This is a genomic window from Chromobacterium sp. IRSSSOUMB001, from assembly GCF_023507765.1.
GTDB classification, from domain to species: domain Bacteria; phylum Pseudomonadota; class Gammaproteobacteria; order Burkholderiales; family Chromobacteriaceae; genus Chromobacterium; species Chromobacterium haemolyticum.
Genome location: NZ_JALCYU010000025.1, coordinates 1 through 18,681, shown reverse-complemented (window position 1 = coordinate 18,681; position 18,681 = coordinate 1). Strand labels below are relative to the sequence as shown.

The following is an 18,681-nucleotide window of genomic DNA, read 5'->3' as shown; positions in this document are numbered from 1 at the left end:
ATTGCGGCGGCTTTTTCATTGCAAAGGCAGCCGCCGCGTCAGCCAGGGCAACAGCAGCCGGTTCAGCCGGGACAACAGCCGGTGGCGCAGGCCCAGCCAGTTAAGGTCCATGTGGTGACGGGCATAGCCGCCGTCGGGGTCGTTGGCCGGCGGCCAGGAGCTGCCGTCCGGCGTGGGCGAGCCGGGTTCGAAGTAATAGCCGGGGCAACACAGCGTGGCCGGGTCGTCCAGACAGCCGCTTTGCTGCGCGCACCAGGTGAAGAAGCGCGGGCCCACGGTGACGGCGGTGCGCATCGCCGGCGACTCGCGCAGCCTGGCCGGCATGGCCGGGTCCAGCGGCGCGGACTGGCCGGCCGCCAGCCGGTCCAGCACCGTGTTCCACAAGGGGTGGCCGGGCGCGCTGCCTATCAGCGCGTTGTTGAAACCGTGGGTGCGCGACAGGATGAGCCGCCTTCCAGGCAGCAGCGGGTCTATGGGCCGCAGGTTTTCGATGTCCATGTCGATGTAGAAGCCGCCGTGCAGCGCCAGGAACAGGTAGCGCGCGGCGTCTATGCGTTGGATGTCGCGCTCGAAGTTGGCGTAGCGCGCGGCGAACCAAGGGTAGTGCTCGTCAACCAGCGCCTGCATCCGGGGCGCGTCCCAGAACACGAACTCCCAGTCCGGATGCCGCCGCATCCAGGTGTCGCGGTAGCGGCGATATTTGTCCGGCAGCGCGGCGGCGCCTTGATACCAGATCTGATGGATGCGGCGCGGAATGTCCGCGGCCGGGGTGGCGAGTGTCGGGTTCACGAGAAGGTGGCTCCGCCGTCGATTGCGATGATGCGGCCGTTGAAGTAGTCGCATTCGATGATGAATTTCAGCCCCTGCCAGATTTCGGCCGGCTCGGCCATGCGCCGCAGCGGCACCTGGGCGATCAGTTCCTCGCGGGTGGCCGGCGCCAGGCCGGCGGCCATCGGGGTGTCGGTCAGGCCCGGGGCGATGCCGGCCACGCGAATGCCGAAGGGCGCCAGCTCCAGCGCCCAGGTCCGGGTGAGCGCGTCCAGGCCGGCCTTGGACGCCGCGTAGTTGGACTGGCCGGGATTGCCGGCGCTGGTGACCGAGGAGACGTTGACGATCAGGCCCGGCGTCTTGAGGCCGGACTCCACGCGAGCGGCGGTGAACTCGCGGCTCAGCAGATAAGGCGCGGTCAGGTTGCTTTCCAGCACCGACCGCCATTGCGCGGTGGGCAGCTTGCGGACGAAGCCTTCCACGTCCAGCCTCACCAGCCAGCCGTCGCGCAGGATGCCGGCGTTGTTGACCAGCAGATTGGCCGGTTCCGCCTGTTCCGACGTGGTTTTCAGAAAAGCGCGGACCGCGGCCTCCTGGCTCACGTCCAGCACCGAGCCGCGCACCGAGCCGGGTAGGCCGGCGGCGTCTTCTTCCAGCCGGCGCAGGCCGGCGGCGTCCAGATCCGCGGCGTGGACCCGAGCGCCGGCGCGTGCCAGCTCCAGAGCGAAGGCGCGGCCGATGCCGCTGGCGGCGCCGCTGACGATGGCGTTGATGTGTTCCAGTTTCATTCTGCGGTTTCCATGGTGGAGGGTTGAGCGGCGGCCCGGCGCAGCGCGTCGCGCTCGGCGTCGGACATGCCGCGCAGCTTCAGGTAGACGGCGGCGATCTTGGCGGCCAGGCCGGGCGCGGACTCGCGCTCCGCCAGCAGCGCGGCCAGGGCGCGCGGGGTTTGGGCGTGGAAGGTGGCGCGCAGCGGCAGCGTTTGCCGGAAGATTTTGTTGACGCGCACCTGGATGCGGGTGGCCAACAGCGAATGGCCGCCCAATTCGAAGAAGTCGTCGTCGGCGGCGATGCCGGCGCGTTCGAACACTTCTTCCCACAATGCGCACACCGCTTGCTCCAGCGCGCCCTGAGGGGCGCTGCCGGCGCGGGTCGGCGCGCTGGCGGCCGGTTCGGGCAGGGCCTTGCGGTCCAGCTTGCGGTTGGCGGTCAGCGGCAACTGTTCCAGGGTGACAAAGCGGCTGGGCAGCATATAGCCGGGCAGCGCGGCGGATAGCTGGGCGCGGACCCGCTGCAAGGCAGTCGGGTCGGCTTCGTCGCCGGAGCGCCAGGCGCCGCCGCCGTCCGGCACCAGGTAGGCCACCAGCCGGGCGTGGCCTTGCGGGTCGCGGCGGACGGCCGCCGCAGCCTGGCGCACGCCGGGCAGTTCGCGCAGCCTGGTTTCCACTTCCTCCAGCTCCAGCCGGAAGCCGTTGAGCTTGGCCTGGCCGTCCAGCCGGCCCAGCACGCGGACGCTGCCGTCCGGCCGCAGGCAGGCCAGGTCGCCGCTGCGGTAGACGCGGGCGCCGGGCCGGCCGGCCAGCGGGTCGGGTCGGAAACGGGCGGCGGTTTGCGCCGGCGCGCCCAGATAGCCCAAAGCCAGGCCGTCTCCGCCGATCTGCAGTTCGCCCGCCAGTTGCGGCGGCAGCGGCTGGCCGTGGTGGTCGGCCACCCACAGCGTGGTGCGGCGGACGGCGTGGCCGGCCGGCGGCGGCAGTTCCGCGCCGTCGACCCGGTGCAGCGCGGACCAGATGGTGGTTTCGGTGGGGCCGTAGACGTTCCACAGCGCGGCGCCGGCGTCCAGCAGCTCGCGGGCCAGGTCGGCGGGCAGCGCCTCGCCGCCGCACCAGGCGCGCAGCCCGGGCGCGGGCTTCCAGCCGGCTTCCAGCAGCATGCGCCAGCTGGCCGGCGTGGCCTGGATCACGCCGGCGCCGCGGCGCGCGGCCTCGGCGGCCAACGCCGGGCCGTCGCCGCTGGCCGAAGCCGGCGCGATGGCGACCGTGCCGCCGCGGACCAGGGGCAACAGCAGTTCCAGCGCCGCGATGTCGAAGGACCAGGTGGTGACCGACAGCAACACGTCGTCCGCGCCGAAGCCGGGTTCGGCGCTGAAATGCCGCAGGATGTTGGCCAGCGAGCGATGGGCGATCTGCACGCCCTTGGGCCGGCCGGTGCTGCCGGAGGTGAACAGGGTGTAGGCCGGCGCTTCCGGGTGGAGCGCGTCGCCGGGCAAGGGAGCGTCGTCGCCGTCGGCTTGAGGCAGAGGCGTCGGCAGCGTCAGCAGTTTGGCGGACGCGGGCCAGCCGGTCTGCTCGCCGTCGACGAGGACCAGGCCGGGGCGGGCGTCTTCCAGGATGGCGTCGCGCCGCAGCGGCGGCAGCGCCGGGTCCAGCGGCAGGTATTGCGCGCCGGCCCACAGCGTGCCCAGCAGGGCGGTCAGCGCGCGTCCGTCCGGAGGCAGGGCCAGCGCCACGGTGTCGCCGGGAGCGACGCCGCGCTCCGCCAACCGGCGCGCCAGCGCGCGCGCGCCGTTCACCAGTTGGCGGTAGCTCAGCTCGCCGTCCTCGGCGGCGACCGCGATCTTGTCCGGGTTGAGCCGCGCGGCGGCGGTCAACATGGCGAGCACATTATCGCCGCGCTCCGGCGGCGGGAAGGCGGCCGGAGGCGTCGGTTCGGCCAGACGCAACTCGCCTACGCGGGCCGCGCCGCCGGCGATCTGCCTCAGCAGCCGCGGCAGCGCTTCCAGCAGCGCCGCGACGCGTTCCGGTTCGATGCGGCCGGCGTCGAATACGCCGTCCAGCTCAATGGTGTCGGCGTCTGGCTTGACGTAGAGGGTCAGCGGATAGTTGGACTGTTCGCGCGCGGAGGCCGCGCCCACGCGCAGCGCTTGGGCGACGTCGCCGACCGAGGCGCGAATCGGGTAGTTCTCATAGACCAGCACCACGTCGAACAGCGCCTGGCGCGCGGACAGGCCGCTCCAGCGCTGGATGTCCACCAAGGCGCTGGACTCGAAGGGGCCCAGACGGCTCTGGGCGTTCTGCAGCCGGTGGAGAAAATCGTCCACCGCTTGAGCGGCCGAGCAGTCGGCGCGCAAGGGCAGGGTGGAGATGAACAGGCCGACGGCGGCGTCGCAGCCGGGGAGCGATTCGGGCCGGCCGGCCATGGTGACGCCCAACACTAGGTCGTCGCAGCGGCCGACGCGTGACAGAGCCACCGCCAGCGCGCCCTGGAATAAGGTGTTGAGCGTGACTTTGCGCTCTCGCGCCGTCCGCCGCAACTCAGCGGTCAGCGCGGAGTCCAGCCGCAGCGAATGGGCGCGCGGCTGGGGCGGGCCGCCGGCCGGCAGCAAGGCCAGATCGGCCGCGGCGGCGTAGCCGCTGAAGTAGTCGCGCCAGAAGTCTTCCTGGGCTTGGCGGTCGCTGTGCGCGCGCAGCCATTTGATGAAGCGCCCGAACGAGGGCGCCGGCGGCAGCGCCGCGCTCTGGCCTTGGCTCAGCCCGCGGTACAGGGTCAGGGCCTCGTCAAAGACGACGGCCATCGACCAACCGTCCAGCAGTGCGTGGTGATGGGTCCAGACCAGCCGCCAAGGCGCGCCGTTCCGGGTCAGCAGCGCCAGGCGCATCAAGGGCGGGGCGTCCAGCGCGAAGCCGGCGGCGCGGTCGTCGGCCAGATAGCGTTCCAGCGCGGTCTCGTCCGGCGTTTCGCAGATGGAGAACGGCAGCGCGGGCGCGCGATGGACCCGTTGCAGCGGCGCGGCCAAGCCTTCCCAGGCGAAGCTGACGCGCAGCGCGTCGTGCCGCGCCAGCACCTGCTCCCAGGCTTGGCGCAGCAAGACCGGATCCACCGCGCCGTCCAGTTCGGCGACCACTTGTTCTATGTAGACGCCGGCGGGGCCGGACGAGGCTTCCATTCGCGAGTGGAACAGCATGCCTTCCTGCACCGGCGTCAGCGACCACAGGTCGACGATGTCGCCGCGCTCGCCCAGCGCCGCGGGCAGGCTGGCCTCATCCAGCGCGGCCAGCGGGAAGTCGTCCGGCGTCAGCGCCGCCGCCGCGGCGTCCGCGTCCAGGCTCAGCAGCGCGAGCAGCCGCTGCCGCATTTGCCGGGCGAGGGCCTCCACCGTCGCGCGCGGCAGCGTGGCGCGGCCGTAGTTCCAGCGCAGGGACAGTTTGCCGTCGCTGACCAGGGCCACGATGTCGATCAGCCGGGGGCGCAAGCCATCCGGGTCTTCCATCGCGCCCACGGATTCCGGAGCAGGCGCCAGTGCGCCGTCGGCCGGCAGGCTGGCGTCGAACTGGCCCAGGTAGTTGAAGGCGATTTGCGGTTCCGGCATGGCGGCCAGCGCGCGGGCGTCGACCGCCTGACGCAGCGCGCCGTAGCCGGCGCCGCCGGCCGGCACCGCGCGCAAGGCTTGCTTGACCCGGCGCAGCAGCCGCGGCGGCGAAGCCTCGGCCAGGCCGGTCACGGTCAGCGGATACAGGGCGGTGAACCAGCCCACGGTGCGGGAGAGGTCCAGGGCCTCGTCGTCTCGGCCGTGGCCTTCCATGGTGAGGACCAGCGCGTCGGCGTCCAGCCAGTCGCGCAGCGCGCCCAGCGCCGCCGTCAGCAGCATTTCCTCGGCGCTGGTGCGCAGCGCTCCGCCGCGGAGCAGGGCGGCGGTCTCGCCGCTGTCCAGCGACAGCTCCACGGTGTCCGTCATCCCGTAGCGGTTGTCGCGCGCCGCCTCCGCCGTCAGCGGGACGCGGACCGCGTCGGCGGCCAGCCGCGCTTGGTCTAGCCAGTAAGCGCGTTCTTCGGCGGAGGGTTCGAACGGGCGCAGCGCCCAATGGCCGAAGCCGACGTTCGCCGGCATGGGGGCGACGCCGGCAAGCAGGCCGGCGAGATCTTGCAGCAGCACGCGCCAGGACACGCCGTCCACAATCAAATGATGGATGACCATCAGCAGCCGGCCGGCTTCGCCGTCGCCGCAATCGAAGTGCACGGCTCGCAATAGCGGCCCGCGTTCCAGATCCAGCTCGCGCTGCGCCGCTTCGGCGCGGGCCTCGATGGCGGCGGCGCGCTCAGCGGCAGGCAGCGCGCTCAGATCGACGCGTTCCAGCCAGTCTTCTTCGCGCAAGGCCTCGCGCGGCGCGTAGTGTTGGCGCCAGCCGTCGGCTCCGGCGGAGAAGCGCAGGCGGAAGGCGTCGTGGCTCTGTTCCAGCCGCAGCAGGGCGCTGCGCAGCGTCGGAGCGGAAATGCCGGCGGCCACGCTCAGCAGCAGCGCCTGGTTCCAGTGGCCGGGACGCGGCAGGGTGTCGACGCGTTCGAAGAACCAGCGTTGGGCCGGCGTCAGCGGAAGCGGAGCGCCTGGCGGAATGTCCTCCAGCTTGGCTTCCTGCCGCGCCGGGCGCGCTTGGGCGGCCAGCTCGGCGATGGTGGGGTGGCTGAAGATGTCGCGCGCGGCCAGCGTCAGGCCGGCCTGGCGGGCCTGAGCCACGATTTGCAGGCCTAGGATGGAGTCCCCGCCCAGTTGGAAGAAGTTGTCGTCGGCGCCGATGTCTTCGCGGCCCAGCGTTTGCCGCCAGATCGCGGCCAAAACCTGTTCCTCTGGGGTATTGGGCGCGCGGCTGCGCATTGGGGCCGCCGCGTCCGCCTGCGGCGCGGGCAGCGCGGCGCGGTCGGTTTTGCCGTTGGCGCCGACCGGCCATTGCCGCAGCGCGATCAATTGCGCGGGCAGCATGTATTCCGGCAGACGCAGGCGCAGCGCCGCCAGGATGGCGGCTCGCCAGTCGCCGGCCTCGGCCTCCGGCGTCAGCCCTACGTAACCGGCCAGCTTGTCCGCGCCGGAGCGGTCGCGGTAGAGCGCGGCGGCGGCTTGGCGCACGCCGGGGCAGGCGGCGAGGCCGGCTTCGATCTCTTCCAGTTCCACGCGCTGGCCGCGCAGCTTGACCTGGCCGTCGGCGCGGCCCAGGTATTCCAGCACGCCGTCCGGCAGCAGGCGCACGATATCGCCGCTGCGGTACATGCGGCCGCCGGGCAGCGGCGACAGCGGGTCCGGGATAAAGCGCCGCGCGGTCTGCGCCGGTTGGCCCAGATAACCGCGGGCCAGGCCGCAGCCGGCGATGTACAGTTCGCCGCGCACGCCGGGGGGCACCGGATTGAGGCGGGCGTCCAGCACATGGAAGACGGCGCTGTCTATGGGGTGGCCGATGCCGATGGCGGCCGCGGGCGGGTCCGAGCGCAGGTATTCCGCGCTGGAGGCGTCGATGGCGGTTTCGGTGGGTCCGTAGAGGTTGACCAGCGGGATGTCCAGCGCGGCGTGGAAGCGGGCCAGGGTGGCGGCCGGCAGCGCTTCTCCGCCGACGAAGACCCGGCGCAGCGCGCGGCAGCCGGCGAAGTCAGGCATCGACAGCAGCACGGCCAGCAGGCTGGGCACCAGCTGCAGCACGGTGACGCCTTGTTCGCGCACGGCGCGGATCAGGTAGTCCGGGTCGCGGTGTCCGTCCTCCGCCGCCAGCAGCAGCCGCGCGCCCTGAGTCAGCGGCGCCCAGAACTCCCAGACCGAGGCGTCGAAACCCACCGGGGTTTTCTGCAGCACCGCGTCGTCCGCGTCCAGCGGGTAGCGGCGGTTCATCCAGGCCATGTGGTTGTCCAGCGCGGCGCGGCCGACGGCGACGCCTTTGGGGCGACCGCTGGAGCCGGAGGTGAACAGCAGATAGGCCAGCGCGTCGCCATGGACGGGCGCGGCGGGGGCCGCCGCGTCTTCGTCGTTCAGATCGTCGGCCAGGTTCGCCTGCAAGACGGCGCAGCCGGGCGGCGCGTAAGCGGCGGGGTTCAGGCTGAGCAGCTGCGCCGGGGCGGCCTCCCGCAGGATTTCGCGGCGGCGTGCCTCGGGCTGGCCTCGGTCCAGCGGCAGATAGGCGGCGCCGGCCTTCAAGGTCGCCAGCATCGCCACCACCAGTTCGGGCGAGCGCGGCAAGTCCAGCGCCACCACCGCGTCCGGGCCAACGCCATGCGCCAACAGCCGGCGCGCCAGCCGGTTGGCCTGGCCGTCCAGCTGGGCGTAGCTCAGCGCCTCGCCGTTTCCGGCGACGGCGGGCGCGTCCGGTTGCCGCCGCGCGATGGCGGCGACCGCCTGCGGCACCGATAAGGCCGCGAGACCGGCGGACGGTCCGCGTAGCGGCTCGACAGCGGTCTCCGTCAGCGCGGCGTCCAGGCAGAGGGCGTCGGGGTCTCGCGCCAGCGCGGCGGCGGCGGCCAGGTAGAGCCGGCCGATGGCGGCCACTTGCTCGTCGGGGAAGGCGGCGCGGTCGTAGGAAAAGCCCAGGGTGACGGCGCCCTCGGCGCGGCTGGCGCTGAAGGTGACGGCCAGCGGGATGTCCACCGCTTCCAGGCGGCTGCTGTCCAGCACCTCCAGGCCGCCGCTCTCGCTCAGTTCGCGGTAGACGTGGAAATCCACATAGTTGAACGAGGCGTCGAAGCGGGCGGCCTCGTCCAGTTTGAGGATTTCCGCCAGCGGGAAGAAGCGGCGGGGCAGGCTGTTTCCCTCCGCCGTCATGGTTTCCGCCAGCAGCGCGCGCCAACTGCCGCCAACGCGGACGCGCAGCGGCAGGGTGTTGAGGAAGAGGCCCAAGGCTTCGGCGCCGTCGGCGTCCGCCGGCCGGCCGTTGCTGACCAGGCCGGTGACGATTTCGTCCTGGCCGCACAAGCAGGCCAGCACGCGGGCGTGCACGGCCAGCAGCAGGGTTTTCAGCGGCATGCCGCTGTCCGCGGCCAGCCGGATCAGCGCCGCGGCGGTGGCGCTTGGCAAGCGTGTTTCCCGCGAGCCCACCCTGGCCTTGCCCGTCGGCGCGGCGCGTTGAGGCCAGCGCGGGATGGCGGCGGACGGCAGGCCTTTCAGCTGTGCGCGCCAGTAGTCTCGCTGCGTTGGATCGGCCAGCGCCGCGCGTTCGGCGGCGACGAATTCTCGGAAGGCCGCGCGCGGTGCCCGCGCGGGGCCGCCCTGGTCGCGCATCTTTTTGAACAAGGCCGCGCACAAGGTGGCCACGCTCCAGCCGTCCAGGATGGCGTGGTGGAAAGCCAGCGTTAGCTGCCACTCGTCCTCGGCCAGCCGCAGGCAGCCGACGCGCAGCAGCGGCGGCCGTTCCGGCGCGAAGCGCTGTTCGCTTAGCTGTCGCAGCTGGCTGGCGACGGCGTCGTCCCGTTGCTGCGGAGAAAGGCCGCGCAGGTCGTCGATGTCCAGGCTGGGCGTCAGATCGCGCCAAACCAGTTGCAGCGGCTGGGAGTAGCCGGCCAGCGCGAAGCCGGTGCGCAGCAGCGGGTGTTCGCGGCTCAGCTCCGCCAGCGCCCGGCGCAGGCGCTCCGGGTCGATATCGACGCGCAGCCGGTGGGAGAACACGTCGTGGTACAGGTTGCGGCCGTCGTCGTATTCATTGTGGAAGAGCATGCCGGCCTGCAGTCTGGCCAGGGGCAGCGCGTCTTCCACCTCGGGCGGCAGCCGCGCGCGGTCCGCGGCGTCAATCAGCGCGAACGGCGGCAGTGCCGTGTCCGGCGCGGCCGTGCTTTCGGCTTCGCCTATCGCTTCGACGATGGCTTCGATGGTGCCGTGGCGGAAAATGTCCTGGATGCTCAACGGGCAGCCGCGTTCCTTGGCCAGCCCGGCGATGCGCACGCTGCGGATGGAATCTCCGCCCAGCGTGAAATAGTTGTCTCGTATGCCGACGCGCGGCAGGTCCAGCACCTGGCGCCAGATCTCCGCCAGCAGCTTTTGTCTGGGGGTGGCCGCTTCGACATAGGGCGTGTCCAGCGCCGAACGCGCGCCTTGCGGCGAGGGCAGCGCGCGCGCGTCAACCTTGCCGTTGAGGGTGAGCGGAAACTCGGTCAACGCGATGAAGACCGCCGGAATCATATGCGCCGGCAAGCGCGCGGCCAGATGGCGGCGCAGGGTTTCGGCGCCGGCCGCTGCGGGGTCGTCGGCGAGCAGATAGGCGATGAGTTGGTTGTCGGCGGCGACGAGATGGACATCGCGCACCGCCGGATGGCTCAGCAGCGCCGCGCGCACTTCGCCCAGCTCGATGCGGAAGCCGCGAATCTTCACTTGATGGTCGATGCGGCCGCAGTAGAGCAGCTCGCCGTCGGCGATTCGCCGCGCCAGGTCGCCGGAACGGTAGCGCCGTTCCGCGCCGACGCCGGGAAAGCGTTCGGCATTGAGTTGCGGGCGGTTCAGATAGCCGAGGCTGACGCCGGCGCCGCCGACCAAGATTTCGCCGGGCGCGCCCAGGGGAACGGGGTGACCGCAGGGGTCGGCCAGTTCCAGGCTCAGGTCGTCCAGCGGCTCGCCTATCGGGCTGAGTTCGCCGCCGGCCTCAAGATCGGCGGCGCGGATGCGGCGGAAGGTGACGTGCACGGTGGTTTCGGTGATGCCGTACATATTGGCCAGCCGCGGACTGTCGTCCCCGTGCCGCTCCAGCCACGGGCCCAATTCCGCCAGCCGCAGCGCCTCGCCGCCGAAGATCACCCAGCGCAGCGCGGACGGTCGCGGCAGCGGCGCGGCGGCTTCGGCCGCTATCGCCAGTTTGAACGCCGACGGGGTCTGGTTCAGCACGGTGACGCCTTCGCGGCCCAGCAGTTCGACGAAGGCGGCCGGATCGCGGCTGAGCTCGCGCGGCACCACGACGCAGCGGCCGCCATGCAGCAGCGCGCCCCAGATTTCCCATACCGAGAAATCGAAGGCGAAGGAGTGGAAATAGCTCCAGACGTCGCTTTCGTCGAAGGCGAAGTGGCGGGCGCTGGCGGAGAACAAGCGCAGCACGTTGCGGTGGGAAACCAGCACGCCCTTGGGCTGGCCGGTGGAGCCGGAAGTGTAGATCACGTAAGCGCCGTGCCCGGCTTCCAGGCCGGCGGGCGGCCGCGCCGCCGGCCTGGCGCCGCAGCCTATCTCCGCCAGCGACAGGCAGCGGTGTTCCGCCGGCAGCCGGGGCTTGAGTTCGGCGTCGGTCAGCGTGAGCAGCGCCTGGCTGTCGGCCAGTTGGTAGGCCAGCCGCTCCGCCGGATAGTCCGGATCCAGCGGCAGATAGACGCCGCCGGCCAGCGTCACCCCCAGCATGGCGGCGATTTGTCCGGCGGAGCGCGGCAGGCAAATGCCTACCCTGACGCCGGGCTGCACGCCGTCTTGACGCAGCCGTTCCGCAATGGCGGCGGCCTGGGCGCGCAGTTGCCGGTAGCTCAGCGTCGCGGGGCCGTCGCTGACGGCGATGCGGTCCGGAAAGCGTTCGGCGGCGGCCAGGAAGGCGGCGGCCAGGGTGTCCGGCCCGCCGCGCGGGCCTGGCACGGGCGGCTTGGCGGGTGAGGGGCGGACCAGGCCCAGCTCGCGCAGCGCGGCGTCCGGCCGCGCGGCGATCTGGCGCAGCAGTTCCAGATAGCCCTCCGCCAGCGCCGCGGCCGGAGCATCGTCCACGCGAGCGCGGTCGAAGCCCAGCTTCAAGCTCAGTCCGTCGGCGCCCGGCACCAGGGTCAGGGTCAGCGGGTAGTGAGTGCGCTCGCGCTGGGAGACGTCCGATATCTGGAAGCCCAAGCCGTCCGAGGGCAGGGCCTCGCCTATCGGGAAGTTGTCTATCGCCACCAGGGTTTCGAACAGCGGCTGACCGCGCGGCACGCCGCTGTGGCGCTGCACTTCGGCCAGATCGCTGTGCGACAGCGATTGCAGCTCCAACTGACGGCGTTGCACCTCGGCCAGCCATTGCGGCAGGGCGGCGTCGGCCGGCACCGGCAAGCGCAGCGGCAGGGAGTTGATCAAGAGGCCCACCATGCCGTCCACGCCGGGCAGATCAATGGCCCGGCCGGACAGGGTGAGGCCGAAGACCACGTCGTCCTGGCGGCTGTATCGGCTGAGCAGGATGGCCCAGGCGCCCAGCAGCAGGCTGCCCGGGGAGACCCGGCAGCGTTCGGCGGCGGCGGCGAGGTCGCCGTCGGCGCGGTAGTCCAGCCGCATCTCGATCTGGCCGACGTCGGCGCCGGCCAGCGCGCCCGGCAGCGCCGGCCGGTCCAGGCCCAGCGTGGTGGGCGCGGCCAGATCGCCCAGCGCGGCGCGCCAGCGCTTGGCGGCGGCGTCCTGGTCCTGGCGGCCCAGCCAGCTGAGGTAGGCGGCGAAGGGCGGCGGCGCCGAGGGCAGCGCCGCGCCGGACAGCAGGGCGAAGTAATCGCGCATCAGGATGGGCAGCGACCAGCCGTCCAGCAGAATGTGATGATGGCTCCAGATCAGCCTCCATTCCTCTTGCCCGTAGCGCAGCAGGGTCAGCCGCATCAGCGGCGGCCGGTTCAGCTGGAAGCCGCGGCGGCGGTCTTCGTCCAGTAGCGCTTCCAGCCGCCGTTCGCGCTCGGCGGGATCGTCCCGGCTCCAGTCGTGGACGTCCAGCGGCGTCCGCGCGTGGCGAAACACCACTTGGCGGGGCTCGGCCTGGCCCTTGGTGACGAAGGCAGTGCGCAGGATGGGGTGGCGCTCGGCCAGCCGCTCCAGCGCGTCGGCCATGGCGGCGGGATCCACCGCGCCGTCCAGCCGGCAGATCAATTGCTCGAAATAGACCGGGGAGCCGGGCGCGAACAAGGTGTGGAACAAGACGCCGCGCTGCAGCGGGCTCAGGGGCAGGATGTCCTGGATCTGGTCTTTGAGGTTCGGTGTGCTTGTCATGTTCATTCGATGTCGGTGAGGTCGTCCAGCAAGGCGGCCAATTCGTTCTCCTCCAGCGCGACGCCGGCGAAGTCCGAGGTGTGGTAGGCGACGGCGGGCAGGCCGCCGGCGCGGCAGAGCGCGGCCAGTTCTTCCAGCGCCAGCCGGCACTGTTCGGCCAGCGCCGGGGTTTCGTGGGCGTCGGCGTAGTCGAAGTCCAGCCGCAGGCGGCCCTTCTCTGTGCGGGCGTTGACGGCGATGGCGTGCGGCAGCCGCTGGCGCGGGTCTTGCGCCGGCCCGGCCTCTAGCGTCGACAGCCGCGCCCGCAGCCGCGGCAGCACGCCGTCGGCGGCGTCGTCCAGCCGGCCCAGGTAGTTGAAGCTGAGCGGCCGAGGCGGTGCCTGGTCCAGAGCGGCGGCCTGGGCCGGATCGCCCAGATAGCGCAGCACGCCGAAGCCGATGCCGCCGCCGGGCACGCCGCGCAGCGCGGCCTTGGCCGCCGCGGCCGCCGGCTCCCAGCCGTCGCCGGCCGGCTCTATGCGCAGCGGGTGCAGGCAGGTGAACCAGCCCACGCTGCGCGACAGATCGGGCGCGGGGCCGGCCGCCGCGTTGCGGCCGTGGTTTTCCAGGTCCAGAGCGAGCGCGGGCAGGCCGCTCAGCCGGCGCCAGGCCAGGGTCAGCGCCGCCAGCAGCAGTTCCTGCGGCTGGGCGCGGTAGCGTTCGGCGCCGCTCTCCTGCAGCGCGGCGCTGGCGTCGGCGTCCAGGCTGACCGTCGCGCGGCGGCGTTCCGCCACGCGGCCTACGGCGGCAAGTCCCGGCGGCGCGGCCAGCGGGGAGACGGCGCGTCGCCAGTAGTCGAATTCGCCGGCCAGCGCGGGCGCGTCGTCGGCCAGAGATTGCGCCCAGGCCCGGTAGCTGACGGGAACGGGAGGCAGCGAGGGTTCGGCGCCGTCCATGGCCTGGCCGTAGGCCTGGTCCAGGTCGTCCAGCAGAATGCGCCAGGACACCACGTCCACTACCCAGTGATGGGCGATCAGCAACAGCTCGGCGCGGCCGCCCGGCCCGGCCTCGATCAGCACGGCGCGCAGCAGCGGGCCGTTTTCCAGGTCCAGAGAAGCCTGCAGCCGCGCGCAGCGGGTTTGCAGCTCCGCCTCGCGGGCGGCGGGCTCCGTCGCCCGCAGCGTCAGCGTTTCAAGCGGCGGCGCGCCGCGCGGCCCGTAATGCTGGCTCCAAGCGCCGTCGGGCGCGCGGCGCAGCCTCAGACGCAGCGCGTCGTGCCGCAAGGCCACGGCCGTCAGCGCCGCCTGCAAGGCGGCGGGGTCCGCGGCGGAGTCCAGGCTCAGCCGCAGGCTGAGGTTCCAGTGCTGCGGCGCGGGCCAGTCTTGTTGCAGGAACCAGCGCTGGATCGGCGCCAGCGGCGCCTCGGCCTGTTCCGGCTCCTCGATGTGCGCCCGCCGCGCGGCGGCGCCGGCCACGGCGGCCAGTCCGGCCACCGTGGGATGGGCGAACAGCGCGCGCGGCTCGATGTCGAAACCGGCCTGCTTGGCGCGAGAGACGATCTGCAGGGCCAGAATGGAGTCGCCGCCGACGGCGAAATAATTGTCGTGAACGCCGATGCCGCTCCGCCCCAGCGCCGAGCGCCAGATCTCCAGCAGCGCGGCCTCGGCCGGGTTCAGCGTCTTGTACGCGTCCGGCGAGTCCGGCGCGGCCTCCTCCGGCGACGGCAGCGCCGCGCGGTCTATTTTGCCGGCGGGGGTCAACGGCCATTGCCGCACGCCGACGATGGCTTGCGGCAGTTCGTGGGCCGGCAGGCGGGCGGCCAGGTGCTCTCGCAGCGCGGAGGCGTCGAAGCCCGCTTCCGGCTTGAGCCGCGCGTAGGCCACCAGTTGGCGGCGCTCGCCGTCCAGGCGGATCAGCGCCAGCGCTTCGTCCACGTCCGGATGAGCGCTGAGCGCGGCGGCGACGCCGTCCAGTTCGATGCGGTAGCCGCGGTGTTTGACCTGGGCGCCAGCGCGGCCGAGGAAGCGGATGCCGCCGTCGGGCAGGTATTCGCCGAGGTCGCCGCTGCGGTACAGCCGCGCGCCGGGCAGGCCGGACACGGCGTCCGGCACGAAGCTGGCGGCGGTGCGGCCGGGCTGGCCGATATAGCCGCGCGCCAGCGCCTCGCCGCCGATGTGGATCTCGCCGGGCACGCCGGGCGGCACTAGAGCGCCCCAGCGGTCCAGCAGATAGAGGCGGACGCCGGCCATGCCGCGGCCTATGGACGGCAGCGGCTCCACGGCGTCGCAGACCCGCATGCTGGCGCAGACCGTGGCTTCGGTCGGGCCGTAGGCGTTGACCACGCGGCGGGCGGCGGCCCAGCGCGCCAGCAGGCCGGGCGCGGCGGCTTCGCCGGCGGCGATCAGGGTGCGCAGGCCGGGCAGATCGTCTTGATCCAACGCCGCCAGCAGCGCCGGGGGCAGGGTGGCGTGGGTCAGACCGTGGCGCTGCGCGGCGCGGCGCAGAGCGCCTGCCGGATCTTGCGCGGCGTCGGCCTCCGGCAGGCACAGGGCCGCGCCGCTGCCCAGCGCCATGAAGATTTCCGACACCGAGGCGTCGAAGCTCAGCGGGGCGAACTGATAGACCCGGCTGCCGGCGTCCACCTGGAACACTTCGCATTGGGCGCGGCAGAGATTGGCGACGCCGCGATGGCTGACGCCCACGCCCTTGGGCCAGCCGGTGGAGCCGGAGGTGTAGATGAGGTAGGCCAGGTTGTCGACGCCGGCGGCGCAGGGCGGGGCGGAGTCCGGCGCGGCGTCAGCAGCGTCTGGGGCGTCGTCCAGCAAGAGCAGGCTGGCGGGCAACCGGCTCAACGTCGGCAACAGGCGGGTTTCGCTGAGCAGGATGGCGGCGCGGCTGTCTGCCAGCATGTAGTCCAGCCGCTCGGCAGGGTAGGCCGGGTCCAGCGGCAGATAGACGGCGCCGGCCTTCAGCGTGGCCAGCAGCGCGGTCACCGCGGCCGCGCCGCGCGGCAGCAGCACGCCCACCACGGTTTCCGGGCCGGCGCCCAGCGCTTGCAGCCGGTGGGCCAGCTGGTTGGCGCGGGCGTCCAGCCCGGCGTAATCAAGCGCGCCGTTTTCGTCCAGCAGCGCCGGCGCGCGCGGAGCGGCGGCGGCTTGGCGCTCGAACAGGCGCTGCGCCAGTTGCGGCGACGCCAGCGGGGGCCGGGCGGCGTCGGCTATCCGCGCCCGCCGCGCTTCCGCCGGCAGCAGCTCGATGGAGGCGACGGCGGCGTCCGGAGCGGCGACCAGGCCTTCCGCCACGGCGAGCAAGCCTTGCAACAATGCCTCGGCCGCGGCGTCCGCGACGCGGCTGCGGTCGAAGGTGAGCTTGACGGTCAAGGCCGCGCCCGGGATCACGGCCAGCGTCAGCGGATAATTGGTGTGCTCGCTGAAGCGCGGAGTTTCAAAGCCCAGGCCGGCGGCCTCGTCGCGCAGCAGCGCGTCGGCGGGGTAGTTCTCGAAGACCAGCAGCGAGTCGAACAACTGGGCGTTGTCGCGGCCGGCCCAGCGCTGGACGTCCACCAGCCGGTTGTGGGCGTAGTCCTGCACCTGGGCTTGATTGGTCTGTACCTGGGCCAGCAGCGCGCGCGCGTCGGCGGCGGGGTTGAGCCGCACCCGCAGCGGCAGGGTGTTGATGAACAGCCCTATCATTTCGGCTATGCCGGGCAGATCGCCGTTGCGGCCGGACAAGGCGGTGCCGAAGACGATGTCCTCGCCGTGGCCGCTGCGCGCCAGGGTCAGCGCCCAGGCGGCCTGGAACAGGGTGTTCAGCGTGCTGGAGCAAGCCTGCATCGCGGCGGCGGCGCGCGCGCTCCATTCCGGCGACAGCCGGATTTCCCGTTCGACGAAGTCGGCGTCGCCGTCGGCGGGGCCGGCGAGCAGGGTGGGGTGTTCCAGCCCGGAAAAGTAACGACGCCAGAACCCTTCGTCCGAGCGGGCGCGGCGGCCGGTGCGGTCCAGCCAGCCGATATAGGCGGAGAACGGCCGCGCCGGCGGCAGGGCCGGGGTTTCGCCGCGGCTGAGCGCGCGGTACAGGGTCAGCAGCTCGCGGAAGAACAAGGGCAGCGACCAGCCGTCCAGCAGCAGGTGGTGATAGCTCCAGATCCAGCGCCAGCGGTCCTGGCCCAGCCGGATCAGCGCCAGCCGCATCAGCGGCGCGGCGTCCAGGGCGAAGGGCCGCGCGGCGTCTGCGGCCAGGTAGTCGGCCAGCGCGGTTTCGGGCTCGGCCAGATCGGACCAGTCCAGCCGGCTGATCGGCAGCGGCGCAGCGCGCATCGCCGCCTGCAGCGGCTGGGTCAGGCCCCGCCAGTGGAAGCTGGAGCGCAGCAGCGGATGGCGCGTCAGCATCGCGCGCCAGGCCTCGGCGAAGGCGTCCGGGTCCAGCGCGCCGTTGACCACGCTGCTGAGTTGTTCCAAGTAAGCGCCGTCGGCGGCGTCGGCCACGCTGTGGAACAGCATGCCCTGTTGCAGCGGGGACAGCGGATAGAGATCGTCGAAGGGGCCGGTCCGGCGCGCCAGCTCCTCGACGGCGGCCTGTTCCAGACGGGCCAGCGGGTAATCGGCGGCCAGCAGCGGCGCGGCTTCGATCTCGTCCAGCGCCAGCGCCAGTTCGCGGGCGAAGGCGTCGGCCCAGCCGGCGACGGTGGCCGGCTCGAACTGGCCGCCGGGGTAGCGCCAGTCCACGCGCAGCCTGCCGTCCAGCACGACCAGCACCAGATCCAGCGCGAAGGGGCGCAGGTTGTCGGCGGCGCGTTCTCCGGTAATCAACTCGGGCCGCAGTTGGAACCAGGCCTTGTCGACGCCGCGCGGCGCGCCCAGGTAGTTGAAACTGATTTCCGGCAGGCCGGCCGCCTCCAGTTGCCGGCGCGCGTCCAGATCCGGCCCCAGCCAGCGCGCCTGGCCGTATTCCGGCGCGACGGGCGTCAGCCGCGACAATTGCGCGGCGATGGAAGCCAGGAGATCGGCCGCGCCGGCGGCGGCGGCGTCGCCGGCCACGCTCAGCGGATACAGCGCGGTGAACCAGCCCACGGTGCGGGACAGGTCCAGGCCGGATTCGGCGTCGCGGCCATGGTGTTCCATCGTCACAGCGAAGCGCGGGGCGTCGAGCCGGGGCGCCAGCGCGCGCCACAGCGCCAACAGCAGCAGGGCGCTGACGCGCTGGCCGGCTGCCCGGGCGCCGGCGGCCAGCAGGCGGCCGGTCAAGGCCGCGTCCAATTCGCGGCTGAGCAGCCGCGAGGCGGCTTCGGTATTGGCCGCAGGGGCGGCGGCGTCGCGGCGCAGCGTCGGGAAACCGGCCTCGGCCTGGCTGAGCCAAGGCGCGGGGTCCGCCTCGGCGGCCTCGGCCCGTTGTTGTTCCGCCCAGCGGCGCCAGTGGGCTGGCACGGCGGGGAGTTGCGGCGTTTCGTCGTGCGCCAGCGCGTCCAGCGCCTGGTTCAGATCGTCCAGCAGAATGCCCCAGGACACCGCGTCCACCGCCAGATGGTGGACGATCAGCGCCAGCACCGGCGCTTGTGGGCCGCGGCGCAGCAAGAGCGCGCGGGCCAGCGGGCCGGCGCTTGGGTCTAGCTCGCGCTGGACTTGTTCCAGCGCCGCGCGCGCGGCTTCGTCGCCGTCGTCTGTTAGTTCCAGTTCGCGGCAAGGCCAGCCGCCGGTCTCTTCGCTTAGCGCCGGCTCCGGCGTGAAGCGCAGGCGGAAGGCGTCGTGGCGCGCGGCCACGGCGTCGAGCGCGGCTTGCAGCCGGACCGCGTCCACGGGGCGGGCCAGTTGCAGCGCCAGCGCTTGGTTCCAGTGCCGCGGCTCGGCCAGACCCAGGCCGGCGAACCAGCGCTGGATGGGCGTGGCCGGCAGCGGGCCGGCGGCCGCGGCTTCCTCCTCGGCCGCGGCCGTGCCGAGCGCGGCGGCCAGTTGGCGGATGGTGGGTTCCAGCAGCAGCTGGCGCGGGCTCAGCGGCAGGTCTTGCGCCCGCGCCCGGGCGACCACTTGCAGGGAGAGGATGGAATCGCCTCCCAGGGCGAAGAAATTGTCGTCGATGCCGGGCAGGGGCACGGCGAGGACGTCGGCCCAGATTTGGGCGAGCGCGCGTTCCGCGTCGGAGCGGGGGTCGACGCGCGGCGCGTCGCTGGCGGCTTGCGCGGCCGGCAGGGCGGCGCGGTCGATCTTGCCGTGGTGGGTCAGCGGGAAGCGCTCCAGCGT

Annotated in this window: 4 protein-coding genes; all 4 read right to left on the bottom strand. The window is 72.6% G+C overall.

Going from position 1 to position 18,681, the window contains the following annotated elements:
- Positions 1 to 15: 15 nt before the first annotated feature.
- Positions 16 to 789, bottom strand: a complete 774-nt coding sequence (locus MOV80_RS22255; RefSeq protein WP_249605503.1) for a glycosyltransferase — start codon at positions 787 to 789, stop codon at positions 16 to 18.
- Entirely contained in the window at positions 786 to 1,556 is a 771-nt protein-coding gene (locus tag MOV80_RS22250; protein WP_019102902.1) for an SDR family oxidoreductase, read from the bottom strand. Before MOV80_RS22250 ends, MOV80_RS22255 begins: the two co-directional genes overlap by 4 nt.
- Positions 1,553 to 12,469, bottom strand: a complete 10,917-nt coding sequence (locus tag MOV80_RS22245) for a non-ribosomal peptide synthetase (protein WP_249605502.1) — start codon at positions 12,467 to 12,469, stop codon at positions 1,553 to 1,555. Before MOV80_RS22245 ends, MOV80_RS22250 begins: the two co-directional genes overlap by 4 nt.
- A 2-nt stretch (positions 12,470 to 12,471) precedes the next feature.
- Positions 12,472 to 18,681: non-ribosomal peptide synthetase (locus tag MOV80_RS22240; protein WP_249605501.1), on the bottom strand; the 6,210-nt coding region annotated here is incomplete at its 5' end.